The 14,960-nt window shown below is 37.0% G+C and carries 13 protein-coding genes and 1 tRNA gene; 4 read left to right on the top strand and 10 right to left on the bottom strand.

Features of this window, described 5'->3' with window-relative positions:
- Positions 1–7: 7 nt before the first annotated feature.
- Positions 8–1,435: a nicotinate-nucleotide adenylyltransferase gene (locus tag BBH99_RS11340; protein WP_066695596.1), complete on the bottom strand. Its 1,428-nt coding sequence runs from the start codon at positions 1,433–1,435 to the stop codon at positions 8–10.
- Between the two features lie 54 nt (positions 1,436–1,489).
- On the opposite strand from BBH99_RS11340, the gene BBH99_RS11335 reads away from it, so the two are divergent.
- Positions 1,490–2,257, top strand: coding sequence for an MBL fold metallo-hydrolase (locus BBH99_RS11335; RefSeq protein WP_066695591.1), 768 nt, complete (start codon positions 1,490–1,492; stop codon positions 2,255–2,257).
- A 93-nt stretch (positions 2,258–2,350) separates the two neighbouring features.
- A tRNA-Leu gene (locus BBH99_RS11330) sits at positions 2,351–2,430 on the top strand.
- Positions 2,431–2,687: 257 nt separating this feature from the next.
- Here BBH99_RS11330 and tssD read toward each other — a convergent pair.
- Complete coding sequence (gene tssD, locus BBH99_RS11325; protein ID WP_066695589.1) at positions 2,688–3,095, bottom strand: type VI secretion system tube protein TssD; 408 nt, start codon at positions 3,093–3,095, stop codon at positions 2,688–2,690.
- A gap of 209 nt (positions 3,096–3,304) precedes the next feature.
- Positions 3,305–4,000 carry a VIT1/CCC1 transporter family protein gene (locus BBH99_RS11320; protein WP_066695588.1) on the bottom strand — a complete coding sequence of 232 codons (696 nt, stop codon included), beginning with the start codon at positions 3,998–4,000 and terminating at the stop codon, positions 3,305–3,307.
- 353 nt (positions 4,001–4,353) lie between these two features.
- Between BBH99_RS11320 and lgt the strand changes: the two genes are divergently transcribed.
- The gene (lgt, locus tag BBH99_RS11315) at positions 4,354–5,190 is read left to right on the top strand and encodes a prolipoprotein diacylglyceryl transferase (RefSeq protein WP_066695587.1); all 837 of its coding nucleotides are present in this window, start codon (positions 4,354–4,356) and stop codon (positions 5,188–5,190) included.
- A 72-nt stretch (positions 5,191–5,262) separates the two neighbouring features.
- Here lgt and BBH99_RS11310 read toward each other — a convergent pair whose 3' ends face one another.
- Positions 5,263–6,018, bottom strand: a complete 756-nt coding sequence (locus tag BBH99_RS11310) for an SDR family oxidoreductase (protein ID WP_066695585.1) — start codon at positions 6,016–6,018, stop codon at positions 5,263–5,265.
- Between the two features lie 703 nt (positions 6,019–6,721).
- Here BBH99_RS11310 and BBH99_RS11305 point away from each other — a divergent pair.
- A complete protein-coding gene (locus BBH99_RS11305; protein ID WP_047096384.1) occupies positions 6,722–7,150 on the top strand; it encodes a cold shock domain-containing protein in 429 nt (142 codons plus the stop codon).
- Positions 7,151–7,339: 189 nt separating this feature from the next.
- Here BBH99_RS11305 and BBH99_RS11300 read toward each other — a convergent pair whose 3' ends face one another.
- From BBH99_RS11300 to BBH99_RS11275, 6 genes are all read right to left on the bottom strand, one after another.
- Positions 7,340–8,782, bottom strand: a complete 1,443-nt coding sequence (locus BBH99_RS11300) for a TolC family protein (RefSeq protein ID WP_066695580.1) — start codon at positions 8,780–8,782, stop codon at positions 7,340–7,342.
- On the bottom strand, positions 8,763–11,885 hold the full coding sequence (locus BBH99_RS11295) for an efflux RND transporter permease subunit (protein ID WP_066695579.1): 3,123 nt from the start codon (positions 11,883–11,885) through the stop codon (positions 8,763–8,765). The genes BBH99_RS11300 and BBH99_RS11295 overlap by 20 nt, the downstream gene beginning before the upstream one ends.
- Before the next feature lie 28 nt (positions 11,886–11,913).
- Positions 11,914–13,002, bottom strand: a complete 1,089-nt coding sequence (locus BBH99_RS11290; protein WP_066695576.1) for an efflux RND transporter periplasmic adaptor subunit — start codon at positions 13,000–13,002, stop codon at positions 11,914–11,916.
- A 59-nt stretch (positions 13,003–13,061) separates the two neighbouring features.
- On the bottom strand, positions 13,062–13,394 hold the full coding sequence (locus tag BBH99_RS11285) for a hypothetical protein (protein ID WP_066695574.1): 333 nt from the start codon (positions 13,392–13,394) through the stop codon (positions 13,062–13,064).
- A 191-nt stretch (positions 13,395–13,585) separates the two neighbouring features.
- A complete protein-coding gene (locus BBH99_RS11280) occupies positions 13,586–14,038 on the bottom strand; it encodes an SRPBCC family protein (protein WP_066695569.1) in 453 nt (150 codons plus the stop codon).
- A gap of 86 nt (positions 14,039–14,124) precedes the next feature.
- Positions 14,125–14,808: a TIGR02117 family protein gene (locus tag BBH99_RS11275; RefSeq protein WP_066695564.1), complete on the bottom strand. Its 684-nt coding sequence runs from the start codon at positions 14,806–14,808 to the stop codon at positions 14,125–14,127.
- Between the last annotated feature and the right edge of the window lie 152 nt (positions 14,809–14,960).

The following is a 14,960-nucleotide window of genomic DNA, read 5'->3' as shown; positions in this document are numbered from 1 at the left end:
AATATTTTTAAGAGAATTGTTTTAAAGGAAGTTCTTCTTTATAACCGAACATTCCACGCTCTTTAATCATTTCTGCTACGCCTTCCGGAACCTGGGTTTCCCAGCCTTTAGTGCAACATGCTATTTTCCTCAAAATCTCTCTTGAGTAAATTTCCAAAAATTCAGGATTGTAATTCGTAATATCTACAATACGGTTGTTACGCATAAAATATTTATACAATTCCTTAAGGTTTTCTTCTACTTTAAGATTGGTAGAGTTCAGTAGCTGATGAGTTTCAGGGTCCTTATAAGGATATAGATATACTCTCATTCCATTTCGGAAGAACTTACCGAATGCTTCAAGGATTCCTCCCGAAAGGTCTTTATAATATTTTTCATCAAATACCATCAATAGGTTATTTACTCCCATTGCTACTCCGATATTTCCGCTTGTATAAGATGCGAAATAATCAATCAGTCTATAGTATTCTGAGAAGTTTGAAATAATAACGGTATATCCTAATTTACCCAGAATATCTACTCTATCCAGGAAGTCCCTTTCATCAATATCTCCATCTGCTCTCAGGTTGGAAATGGTAATTTCAATAAGGACCTCTGTTTCTTCGTGGGTACAGATCGCATCTTTCAGGAACATATCCATTCCATTCTGAAGCATATCAATATTTACCTTTGTTACGGGTCTGAAGCTTCCTCTTACTGCAAAAATATTTTTCTTGTAAAGAACATCTGCCGGAAGCATATTACTTCCTTGAGAGTTGAAGATCACCGCATCAGTCATTCCGTTCTTCACCAATTGAAGAGACATCAATCTGTTATCAACATAAGCAAAAGCCGGCCCGCTGAAATCAATCATATCAATCTCAAGATTGTCTTTTGCAATATCATCATATAGAGATTCTACTAAAGTTCTTGGATTATCAGAGTAATGGAAAGCTCCAAAAATAAGATTTACTCCAAGATTCCCCAAAGTTTCCTGCTGAAGAGTAGCATCATTTTCCTTGAATTTTACGTGAATTACGATCTCGTTGTAATCTTCATTTTCTTTAGTCTGAAAACGGATTCCCACCCAGCCGTGGCCTTTTACTGTTTTGTCGAAGTTGATGGTGGTTACTGTATTGGCATAGGAAAAGAACTTTCTGTCCGGATTGTTATCCCTTGAAATTCTCTCTTCAATCAATGCTACTTCATAACGAAGCATCTTGCGAAGCCTGTTCTGGGTAACATATCTGTTTTTTACTTCTTTTCCGTAGATAGCATCACTAAAATCTTTGTCGTAAGCAGACATCGCTTTAGCAATCGTACCGGAAGCTCCCCCTGCTCTAAAAAAATGACGAACAGTCTCCTGCCCTGCTCCAATTTCTGCGAAAGTACCATAAATAGTAGGATCTAGATTAATTGTTAATGCTTTTTGTTTAGGAGTTAGTTTCTGATACATTAGGACATTAAATTTTTTGTAAATTTACCAAAATTAAACCAACCTCAAAACAAAATGAAGTTGAAATTTTTAGGAACCGGTACTTCCCAGGGTGTGCCTGTTATTGGCTGCACCTGCGAGGTGTGTATTTCCGAAAATCCCAAAGACAAACGTCTTCGCTCTTCCGTAATGGTAACTACGGATGAAAATAAAAAAATACTTATTGATTGCGGTCCGGATTTCAGGCAACAAATGCTTACCAACCACGAACATACTGTGGATCTTGCACTCATTACTCATGAACACAACGATCATGTTATTGGGCTTGACGATATGCGTCCGCTAATTTTTAAAAGTGGTAAAGATGTCCCACTCTACTGTTATTCCAGAGTTGCACATGAGATTAAAAACCGTTTCCCTTACGCTTTTGCTGATGTGAGATATCCCGGAGCACCTGCTTTTGAACTTCATGAAATTGAAAATAAACCTTTTCAAGTGCTGGATACAGAAGTCACACCTATTGAAGTAATTCACTTTAAAATAAGTGTTTTTGGATATAAATTTAAAAACCTGGCTTATATTACCGATGCAGGTTTTATTTCTGAAACGGAAAAGGAAAAATTAAAAAACCTGGATGTCCTGATTTTAAATTGCATCAGGAAGTTTGATCCGCATCCTGCCCATTTTATCCTTCCTGATGTTATTAAATTGTTTGAAGAGCTAAAGCCTAAAAAATTATTTTTAACTCATATCAGCCATCACTTAGGTGTGCATGATATTGAGGATAAACAACTTCCACCCGGAATACACCTTGCCTACGACGGTTTGGAACTCAATTTTTAGAAAATTTTCTTCAAAAAGCTTTTGAACATTGAAAAAAGTTCCTATATTTGCACACCAATTTGAAACAAACAACTTGTTTGGAGTAAACATCAAGCCCAGGTGGCGGAATTGGTAGACGCGCTGGTCTCAAACACCAGTTCTTAGGAGTACCGGTTCGATCCCGGTCCTGGGTACAAAAAACCTCTGAAATCATTTGATTTTCAGAGGTTTTTCATTTTTCCACACAGAAAATACGTTGTAGGTATATCTTTTCCTGCTAGATCTCAAAACTTTTTGTAAACTTCCAAAATTATAAAAGTATGGGAAATAAAAGATTATTCCCTCAGATACCATACCCTTCTTTCCACACCTTCATGATAATGAACAAAAAAAATGGTATATCCACTGTGGATATACCATTTTAATATAATGATTATAAGGGATTGAATTCTTATGCTGTAGGCCAAGCTCCGTAATAAGAAGAATTTCCTAAATCAATTTGTTCTGCACTTACCACAAAAGTGATATACATACTGTTCTCATCCACTGCATCAAAGTCTACTTCGTGCTGGATTACATAACCATTCTGCCACTTTAAAGTTGTTAATGTGCCTTCTTCGTGAGATTTGTTGAAAGTAATTTCACCCACTGTAGGTTTGTACTTCCCGTTTAATAAGCTTTCCAGAATGTCTGATTTATCTGTAGCTTCTACTGTAATTTTGATAAGAGCATTAGAAGGGTCTGATGCAACACGTCCTGACACGTCTGTTGATCTTGATACGCTATAGTTAAGCTTTAATAATTTTTGCCCTTCTCCATTGTTGAATTTTAAAATTCCTCTTGAATTTCTTTCTGCCATGATCGTAAATTTTAATCGTTAATATTGTGTGATTTGTTGTTTTATATCACCAAATATAGACCTATTTACTACAACAAAATACAAATTAATTGGAAATTTCAAAAAGTGTAGTACTTCTACTACTAACACTCGTTAGGTTTTATACAAATTGAAAATCATGCACTTATCATAAAAAAACTTAATAGCACTACATTAAGGTTAATTTTCAATCAGGATACATTCACTCCAAAAAGATGCCCAACTAATGCGGTAACTCCCATAGCTACCGTTCCCCAGAAGCAGATTCTCAATACGGCTATTCTGATACTGGAACCACCTGCTTTAGCCGAAATAGCTCCCAAAAGCATTAAAAATATAATGGAAAAGCCATATTGAAAGTAAACCATCTGCTTAATGGGAGCCACAAGAGAAACTGTAAACGGCAATAATGCCCCTACTGCAAAAGACCCAAATGAAGCGATAGCAGCCTGTAATGGTTTGGCCTGAGTAATTTCATTGATCCCCAATTCATCGCGGGCATGAGCTTCCAGTGCATTGTGTTCTGTAAGTTCAACAGCAACCTGCATGGCTGTTTCCTTAGTACAGCCTCTTTTTTCGTAAACCTTAGCAAGTTCCCTAAGCTCTATTTCAGGCATTTCTTCAAGCTCCCGCTGTTCCCGGATCAGGTCTGCTTTTTCCGTATCTTCCTGGGAACTTACAGAGACATATTCTCCAGCAGCCATAGACATTGCACCGGCAATCATTCCCGCTAAGGCGGCCAGAATAATGATATGGCGTTCCGGTTCTGCTGCTGCAACTCCAATAACAATACTTGTGGTAGACAGCAATCCGTCATTGGCTCCCAAAACTGCCGCCCGAAGCCAACCTACCCTGTTTACATAATGTTTTTCCAGTTGATGATGCATATTCAATATTCTATGTTGGTGTTATTCTAAAAATCAAGAGAAAATAATGAAGCAGAAAAATGATGATTAGTGTATGACCTTTCTGTTCAAATTTTATCATTTCTGTCCGCAACAAAGTTTCTCTCAATTGTACTTAAAGTTATAAAATGTTTCATCAAGAATCATTTTAAATTATTCTTTGTTTTTATGATAAAAAACAGTACTCATTTCACATTATGAAGTTTGTGTATAGGGCAGCAGAAACCTCATCTAAAACACTACGAATCAAAACACAAGATCCTCTAAACGCTGTATTATTACCTAAAAATCCTATTTTCCTATCTTTGCAACTTTAAAATCCGATAACAATATCAATGAGTTTATTATATATCAACTGGGATGTGAATCCTGAAATCGTCAATATTTTAGGTGTTTCCGTTAAATACTATGGCCTATTATTTCTTTCAGGGCTTGTTTTATGCTTTAATATTTTAAAAAGTGTTTATAAAAAAGAAAATTTGAGTGTACAGGCACATGATGCCCTATTTTCATATGCTCTTATCGGAATTTTAGTAGGTGCCAGACTAGGACATTGTATTTTCTATGATTTTGATTATTATTCTCAACATCCCCTTGAAATCTTTTTACCTATTCAAAGAGGACCGGATGGAGCTTATCACTTTACCGGTTTTGCAGGACTTGCAAGCCATGGTGGTGGAATTGGGCTGATGATTATGCTTCTGATCTATTCCAGAAAGTTTAAAATTCCATTAATGAAGGTTTTGGATGCTATCGCCATCGTACTTCCATTGGGTGGTGTTTTTATCAGGCTTGCCAATCTTATGAATTCTGAAATTATCGGTACGCCAACCAATGTTCCATGGGCTTTTATCTTCCGTCAGGTGGATAATCTTCCGAGACATCCTGCTCAACTTTATGAAGCCATTTCTTATTTGATTATTTTCCTTCTCGTTTATCTTATTTACAAGAAAGATATCTTTAAAATCGGAAAAGGATTCTATTTTGGAATCAGTATTCTTTTAATCTTTATCATGAGAATCCTGATTGAGTTTATCAAAGTAGACCAGGTAGAATTTGAACATGGAATGAGCCTGAATATGGGACAGCTTTTAAGTATTCCTTTTGTTCTTCTGGGTCTTTTCTTTATTATCAAAAGTATATTGGAAAAAAGAAAGATGGAAACGGTATAATTTCTTCTTTAGATCATAAAAAAACTCACTGAAAAATAACTTTCAGTGAGTTTCTTTTTTATAAGCCTTAGATTATCTTGTTGTGTAACCGCCATTGGCAAAGATCGTCTGTCCTGTGATCCACCAACCGTCAGTAACCAGAAATTCTACCAGCGGAGCAATATCCTTAATATCGGTAAGCCCACCCAATGCAGAGGCTGACTTGTGATAGGCAACTGCATCATCTGTTTCCTGACCGTAGAAGAACGGTGTATCCATAGGGCCAGGTGCTACAGCTGTTACAGAAATTCCTCTGGCTCCAAATTCTTTGGAAGCAGCTCTTGTAAAGTGTTCTACCGGCGCTTTTGCTCCTGCATAGGTGGAATAAAGACCTGTATACGCAGCAAGTAATGAAGTCACAATCGTACAGATCTTGCCGTGGTCATTTATTTTTTTACCGGCTTCCTGTAAAAAGAAATACGCTGATTTTGAATTCACATTGAACATCGTATCATATTCTACTTCCGTAGTTTCTGAAAATGGCTTTTTCAATACCATTCCTACTGTATTGATGGCAATATCCACGCCTCCAAAACGGGAAATAGTTTCATCAAAAAACCTTGCAATATTATCTACTTTAGTAAGATCACCCTGAAACAGAAATGCTTCTGCACCTAATGCCTGAACTTCTGACAGCGTTTTTTCACTTTCAGCTCTGGAGCTTTCACTATTATAATGAATAGCTAATTTAGCTCCTTTTGCTGCAAAATCTCTACTCAATAATCCACCAAGGTTTTTACCTCCTCCGGCAATTAAAACAACTTTTCCGTTTACATTTTGTGTTGACATTTTTTTAAATTTTTAATTGTTGATGAAGCAAAGATGGATAATAAAAATGGTCCCAACATGGTGAAATTTTCGGGAATTTATCTTAAGTTTCAAATGAGATCTTATTTGAGCTAAAAAATATTTAAAATTTATATAAACATATTTATGTCAATATCCTATTATCTACCAGACAGATAGAGTTTATATCCTGTTTATTATATTAAACACATGCTTAACTTTTCCAGCTTAAGTGAATTTTAGGCATAGCATTTGATGCTTTCCCACCCGTATTAACACACACCATTTCATTCTTAATATATTTTTTTTTAATCCTCAGCTTACTGGGGATTTTTTGTAAAAATAATTCGATACTGCTTTATTCCTCTGTAAGTAAGAACATATAGATTGGGTTTGACAAAAACCATTTCTGATAATCAATCATTTAAAAACAGTTTTATTCATTTTATTATTGTATATTTGCATATTATTAACCAAAGTCACTACTTTGTTTTCTGTAACGACTCAGAATATACGTATTCAGTCTTTGCTTTTTGAGCAGCCATATTTTTAACTTTTATTCTTCTACCCAGAACAATACTTGTCGGAATTTTAAAGCTCTGTATGATTAGGAAACCCAGAACAGGAAACATCGACGGGCTTTAAGGTCTAAGGCAGACCAGAGTGAACAATACAATTTATAGAAACTAAATACTAAAAATAATTTATGGCAGATTCTTTTTCTAAAAAGGAAAATTTCAAGAAAAAAATTCAAAAGCAAAAAGAAAAAGCGCTAAGACGCGAAGAACGTAAAACGAACAACAACAAAGGTAAGGACATGGAGGATGTCTTCATGTATGTAGATGAATTCGGAAGATTAACTTCTACTCCACCAGAACAAAGACAGGAAGTAAATCTTGATGATATTCAATTGGGGGCTGCTCCTATTATTGAAGAAGATCCAAGAAAAACGGGAATTGTTACTTTCCTTAGTGAAAAAGGATATGGTTTCATTACTGAAGATAACTCTAAAGAAAATATCTTCTTCCACAATAATAACTGTGTAGAACCGGTAAAAAAAGGAAACAAAGTTTCTTTTGAAAAGGAAAAATCTCCAAAAGGGTTTTCTGCAGTTGAAATCCAGATTGTTAAATAAAATCAATGCATTCTGCCTTATACAGCAGATATGTTTTTAAATGATACAGAAAAAGACCCTCTTAAAGATGGTCTTTTTTTATACCAATCATCACAAAAATCAAAAGAAGCTGCCTCGCAGTGAGACAACTTCTTTCTTCGTCGTAAAAATAAAAATGACCGGTTTACAAAACCGAAAAAATAATTATTTCTAGTTCAGGTTTCCTCCTAAAGCTTTAAACAACAGAACATTATTTCTGGTATTCTGGTGCTGGAACTGTAACAGATCAAGTTCAGCCGTCAGCTTACTTTTCTGGGAGTTAATCAGCTCAAAATAATTGGCATATCCTGTAACGTACAGATCATTGGAAACTTCAACCCCACGGTCCAGAAAGCCTACTTCTTCTGATTTCAATTTTAAAACCCTTTCGTAAATTCTTGTCTGTTTCAAAATAGACTGAAGCTCATTGAATGCTGTGGTAATACTCTTCTGATAATTTAAAAAAGCGATCTCCTGTTCTTTGCTGGCTACTTTAAACTCATACTTTAACTGACCTTTATTAAAAACAGGAACCATTAAACCACCTAACAGCTGTCCTGCCAATGAACTTGGTTTGAAAAGTGTTTCTACAGAGAAAGAATTCATCCCGATTCCGGCTCCAAGATCAATTTTAGGATAAAAAGCTGCTCTTGCCGCCTTCGCATCTGCCTGGGAAGCCTCCAATACATAATAATTGGCTGCTACATCCGGTCTTGCATGAATAACCGCTTCTACATTGATGGTTTTATTTAAAACATCCATATTGGTTGGCATCAGTGTTTTACCACGTTTTACTTCTCCGCCATAGCTTCCTGTTAAAGTGGTAATAGCCTGTTCAACGGTTACAATCTCTACTTTAATATGTTCTATTTCTGCCAGCCAGTTGTTATTCTGAGCTTTGAACTGTTGTACTGCAAGTTCTGTAGCCTTGCCCACTTCACGCTGAGCCAAAACAATTTCAAAAGCTCTCTGCTGAAGATTATAGTTCTTCTGATAAATGGCAAGGCGGTTGTCTAAAGCCACTAATTGATAGTATAGATTGGCAATATCCGTGAAAAGTTCTACCTGAAGCAATCGCAATCCCTCTGTAGAGGCAAGGTATTTCTTTTGAGCCGCAATTTTTTTATTTTTCAGTTTTCCCCAGGCATCAATCTCCCAGCTGCTTCTTGCTCCGAGCCAATAGTTGGGTGTAAAATCACGGTTAATCTTCTGCTCTTCTGTTATATTGGGAGAAAGATTGGTGTCATAATTCCCCACTCCTTCCATTGTATATTTTCCGTAGCGGTTTCCTGTAACTTCTGCTCCTACTTCAAGGGAAGGTAAAAGATCCATTTTCGATCTTTGCAAAAAGCTGTTGGCGATTTCCACTCTTTGCTGGGCAATCTGAAAATCAGGATTAGCCTGTACTACTTTATCAAAAAGCTCCAATAAATGAGCATCGGTAAAATAAGCTTTCAGGTTTAATTGCTGAAATTCTTCTGAACTGGCCGTTTTAGCAGGCATTTCCGGAAGTGTCTGCGCTTTTTTAATATCGGCAACTTTTGGAACAGCACAAGAAACTAAGCTTAAGGCAGCTATCCCATACAATATATGTTTATGATTTACTCTTTTCATCTTTCTTCTTATTTTCAAGTTTTGCAAAGAATATATACAACCCCGGAATCACTACCAATCCGAAAATCGTTCCTATCAGCATTCCTCCTGCCGCTGCCGTACCAATAGAACGGTTACCGATAGCTCCGGCTCCCGATGCAATACACAGCGGAATCAATCCGGCCACAAAGGCAAAGGAAGTCATCAGGATAGGTCTAAGACGCTGTCTTGCCCCTTCAATAGCTGCCGGAATAATATCATATCCTTGTTTGTTTCTGGCTACGGCAAACTCTACAATCAAAATGGCATTTTTTGCTAAAAGCCCGATTAGCATCACCAGAGCTACCTGTGCATAAATATTATTATCCAATCCTGCCATTACCAATGCGATATAAGAACCGAAGATTCCCGTAGGAAGGCTTAACAATACAGGCATCGGAAGAAGGAAACTCTCGTATTGAGCGGCTAATAAAAGATATACGAACAACAAACAGATCAGGAAGATATATACGGTCTGATTTCCTGATAAGATCTCTTCTCTTGTCATCCCGGACCATTCAATATCGAAACCTCTTGGAAGGGTTTCTTTGGCTACACGTTCAACAGCTGCAATAGCATCACCGGAGCTGTATCCATCTGCAGGTTCCCCATTAATCATGGCTGACATATACATATTGTACCTTGTTAATACTTCAGGTCCATATACTTTTTCAATGGTGATAAATGTTGAAAAAGGAACCATTTCTCCTTTATCATTTTTCAGGTATAAATTCAGGATACTTTCCGGAGTATCTCTATGTTCCGGGCTTGCCTGAACCATCACTTTATACATCTGGCTGAAACGGATAAAATTGGTGGCATAATATGATCCCAGCATGGTTTGTAATGTAGACATCGCATTGTCTACAGATATTCCTTTTTTCGCAGCCATATCATAATCTACATTAATCATGTATTGCGGGAAAGTAGCATCAAAGCTGGTAAAGTTGTTTTGTAACTCAGGAGCTTCATTCAACTTTTTGACAAAATCTTTGGTGATCTTATCGGTATTTTCGATGGTTCCTCCGGTTCTGTCCAGCAAACGCAATTCAAAACCACTGGTATTTCCGAATCCCGGAACTGTTGGCGGAGCAAAGATCTCAATCTGGGCATCAGCAATTCCTTTTGTCTTCTCTGAAAGCTCTGTAATCAGCTCGTTCACTGATATAGATCTTTCCTTCCAGTCTTTAAGGTTAATCATTGCCATTCCGTAGGATGAACCTGCGATTTCCGTTACAATACTGTATCCTGCCAAAGTTGTTACGTTTTCAACTCCGTTTATTTTCTTGGCAATTACCGTTACTTCATCCAATACCTTTTCTGTTCTTTCTACGGTTGCCCCCTGAGGAGTGGTTACGCTTACATATACCATTCCCTGGTCTTCCATTGGAATAAATCCGGTTGGAAGGAACTTACTCGTTACAAAAGTTAATCCGATAAACAGAAACAGTAATCCAAAAGTAACGATAGTTCTCGTTGCAAATTTTGATAAAATACTTACATAGCCATTCGTCAATCTTTCAAAACCTGTATTGAAACTTTGGAAAGCCCTGTCAATAATGGTTTTCTTTTTATTGTGATCGTGAGGTTTTAAAATAATAGCACATAATGCCGGAGTAAGCGTCAATGCATTCACCCCAGAAATCACAATACTGATGGCCAGTGTTAATGAAAACTGACGGTAAAATACACCCACCGGGCCATCCAGAAACGCTACAGGAATAAATACAGCAGACATTACGATGGTAATCGCTACTACTGCTCCTGCAATTTCTTTTGTTGCACTGATAGTAGCATCCATTGCATTCATTCCTTCTTCCATTTTTACGTGGACGGCTTCAACGACGACAATGGCATTATCCACCACAATTCCAATGGCCAGTACCAAAGCAAATAAGGTCAATAGGTTTACTGAGAAATCCAGCATATTCATAAATGCAAAGGTTCCCACCAATGCTACCGGAACTGCCAATACAGGAATCAACGTAGAACGCCAGTCCTGAAGGAAGATAAATACAACAATTCCTACCAGAATAAAGGCTTCGATAAGAGTAGTTAACACCGCACTGATAGAAGCATCAAGGAATCTGGAAACATCGTAAGCCATATTGTATTCCATTCCGGGAGGAAAAGAAGTGACTTTTAATTCTTCCATTTTAGCTTTTACGCTTTCAATTACTTCAGAGGCATTGGAACCCGGACGCTGTTTCATCATAATGGATGCAGAAGGTCTTCCGTCTGTTTTGGAAACCATTCCGTAATTCATCGCTCCGAATTCCACTTTAGCAATATCTTTAAGCTTCAGGATCGTTCCGTCTACATCAGATCTGATCGGAACTTCTTCATACTGCTTAGGCTCAAAAAATTTCCCTTTATATTTGATCACATATTGAAGCTGGCTGGAAGTTTTCCCAGAGGTTTCCCCCACTTTTCCCGGTGCTGCCGAAATATTCTGTTTCTGCAACGAAGTAATCACTTCATCTGCTGAAATATTATAGGCAGCCATCTTCTGGGGATCAAGCCATACTCTCATCGAGTATTCTTTCTGCCCCATGATCTCAGCACGTCCTACTCCATCAATACGTTTCAGTTCCTGAAGAACGTTAATGTCTGTAAAGTTATAAATGAACTGCTCATCCTGACTTGGATCTGTACTTGTAATGTTGAGGTACATCAGCATACTGTTCACCTCCTTTTCAGTAGTTACTCCGGCTCGGATTACTTCTTCCGGAAGCTCATCAAGGATTGTAGTAACCCTGTTCTGAACATTTACTGCCGCGACATCCGGATCGGTTCCCACTTCAAAGAAAACCTGGATCAGAGTAAGCCCGTCATTGGAAGTTACTGTTGACATATACGTCATTCCCGGTACTCCGTTAATGGCTCTCTCTAGCGGAAGGGCAACCGCATTGGCTGATACTTCGGCATTAGCACCCGTATATTTAGCTGTTACTGTTACTGAAGGTGGTACAATATCCGGAAACTGGGTAATCGGCATCTTTAATAACGCCATAATTCCCAGCAATACAAACAATATGGAAATAACCAACGAAAGAACCTTTCGTCTTATAAACATCTCTACCATAATAAGTTGATTTAAAGATTATGAAAGGTTAATACTTCTTTTTGATTTTAATGATATCACCATCCTTTAAGGACTGGGTACCTTCATAAATGATTAAATCTCCTTTTTTAAGACCGCTTTCCACCATATAGGAATCCCTTAGAGTAGTTCCGATCTTGATGTTTGTCATTTTCACTTTATTCTGCTTATCTACTACAAAAACATAGGTTTTATCCTGAATGGAGAAAGTAGATTTCTGCGGAATAAGAATAGCGTTATCCTGATTTTCGGAAATGATAAGCTTTCCTGAGGTACCGTGTTTAATCAGACGATCCGGGTTCGGGAAAAGGGCTTTATAACGGATAGATCCTGTAGTTCTGTCAATTTCCCCTTCAGCCGTCTTTAAAGCTCCATTAAACTGGTAATTTACCCCGTTTGGAAGGGTTAATTCAATCTTTTGATGATTTCCTATCTTATCATTGGCCAAAAGTTCAAAATACAGGTTTTCCGGGATTGAAAAATAAGCATACACTTCATTGAGCTGGGATAAAGTCGTCAATAAAGTTCCATTTTCCACCAGACTTCCGTCTTTATGCGGAATAACGTCTATGACTCCATCAAAAGGAGCCGTAATTTTTGTAAAACTGATCTTTTGAAGTACAGCTCTTCTTTCTGCATCTGCAAAAGCATATTTAGCCTGGGCAGATGAAAGTTTTGCCTTTACCATTTCCAATTCATTATTGGCCACAAATTTTTTAGCATGAAGGCTCTGGATCTGCTTCAGTTCTACTTCAGCGATCCGGACATCTGCCTGAGCCTGTTTCAAAGCGGCATTGGCCTTTAAAAGCTCCATTTGTAACTCAGCATCATTGATTTTGAATAAAGGCTGTCCCTGATGAACAAACTGTCCTTCATTCACATAAATATGCTGAATAATTCCTCCAATCCTGGAACGCATCTCTACGTTTTTCTTGGCCTGAATATCCGTCACAAACTGATTGCTTACCAAGGTATCTTTTTCCTTGATTTCCAGCACGGGAACTTCTTTTTCTTTTTGATTATCTTTTTTCTTGTCTTTATTGCATGACACTGCGAATAATATTGCAAGGCTGCAAATTATTACATTTTTAAAATACATTTTTGAATGTTTAGGTTATAAAATTTTCGTTGAAATAAATTAAAATTCAATAACTTAAACTAATACAACTGGAGGAGATGGAGAAAGGATTTCACTCCACAGATAATGGAAACTGCAATATCAGGAAGTATGATTTTCGGAGCAGTTTTTAAGGCTGCTGAGAAATTCCCTACTGCAGGCTCATCTTTACGAAGTGAATGTTTTACGATTTTAGAAGCTGCAGGCAAAGCATGCGTGTTCATATCTGCTTCTTCGTAAACATCCAACAGATGAATATTGTTTACATGGGGAATGTGAGGTATATTCTGCAATGATTTTTCTGCCCAATTCGAATTGAATAGGGTAAAAACCAGTAGGATATAGAAATAGAAAAATGACCTCAGACTTGCCATGTCAACAGAATACTTAGTGTTTCAGTAAAAACATTAGTGCTGCAAAAATAAGAAATTTTGGTGGAGTTATTATGCTTAAACTGTTAAAAAAACTTAAACAATGCTGATAAAATCACGCTTTTTGGATGATTCATGAGATTCTGCCTTCATCAGAATGGCGGCTAACAAACAATACAGCTCCCTGAGCATTTTTAGAATAACCTGCTCAACACTCTGAAACGATAATCAAAGATGTATTCCAGTTTCTTTTTCACAAATAAAGAATGGGCAATTTCTCCTAAGAACCCCATGGGAAGTTCATAATCTATTGTATCTTTCATTAAAACACCTTCATCATTTGGGATGAACTCATGATGATGGTTCCATAGTTTATAGGGCCCTTTCTTTTGAAAATCTACAAAGCTTTTCTGAAAATCCACATGGGTAATTTCGGTCTGCCATTTCATTTTAATACCGAATAATGGCGAAACGTAATAATCGATGAGCATGCCTTCATAAATTTCATCATCTTCCATTTTTGTTAATACCGTAAATCCCATATCCTTCGGTGTAATTTCTGAAAGATTATTGGCTGAGGAAAAGAATTTCCAGGCGGTTTCTATATCACAGTTTAATTGTTGTTCACGGAAAAGCTTATGTTTCATCTTACTTCTTTTTAATTATATATCTGCATCAGAACAGGCTTTGCTGATTTTTTCTATTTGTGATAAGGCTGGGAAATAAGTTTTAGTTATTTATAATGCTGGAAAATCCCAAAATCTGAAGGTGTCCAGAGAGCAGCTTTCTGTCCTGCAGCTTTCAGCGCGTTATTTGTCCATGTGTTACAGGTATAAAGAAAACTATAAGTTCCTCTGGCATCATAGAACGCATCATTATCACCATATACCGCATCGGTAGGGATCAGTATGAATTTTCCGTTCTGATCTCTGTCGAATTTATCTTCTACAAACTTGATTAAATTTTGATACTGACTTCTGCTGATCATGATCATTTTGCAATCTTCGCCTTCTTTCATTGCATAATAATAAGTACAATGCATGGCTGAATCACTTAACCAAAAAGCTGCTTTTACTGCTGTTGAAAATTTCAGATCTGCCCAAGTTGGTGTATCCAGATAAAAACCTTTATCTCCCCATCCTATCCCGATATATTGATAATCTGTCTTTTTAGATTTTGTATCTGCAAAAGGGATCATGAGGCTCCAATCCTTCATATCGTTCTTTACAGGCATTACGATATCCGTGTGGACACCATTAGTATAAATATAAATAGCAATATCTTTTGGCTCACCGTCATCTTTAGCAGAAACCGGAATGAATGGAATTAGTAATCCCAGAAGAACGTAAACAATTACAATTCCCAGAATGACTCCCAGAATTTTCAGTGCGTAAATTAATATGGTTTTCACAGTCATGTTTTTGAATAAAATTTAATATATAATTTTTCGTAAAAGTATTTGTTTTAATCGGAAAAATGGCTATATTTAATTACGAAATATTCACAAATATGCGTAAAAATACCAAGTCACAGAAAAGATTTAAAATAAGAGTAAAAACTGCTCCAAAA

It is taken from the genome of Chryseobacterium contaminans (genome assembly GCF_001684955.1).
GTDB lineage: Bacteria > Bacteroidota > Bacteroidia > Flavobacteriales > Weeksellaceae > Chryseobacterium > Chryseobacterium contaminans.
This window is presented reverse-complemented; position numbering and strand designations above follow the sequence as displayed.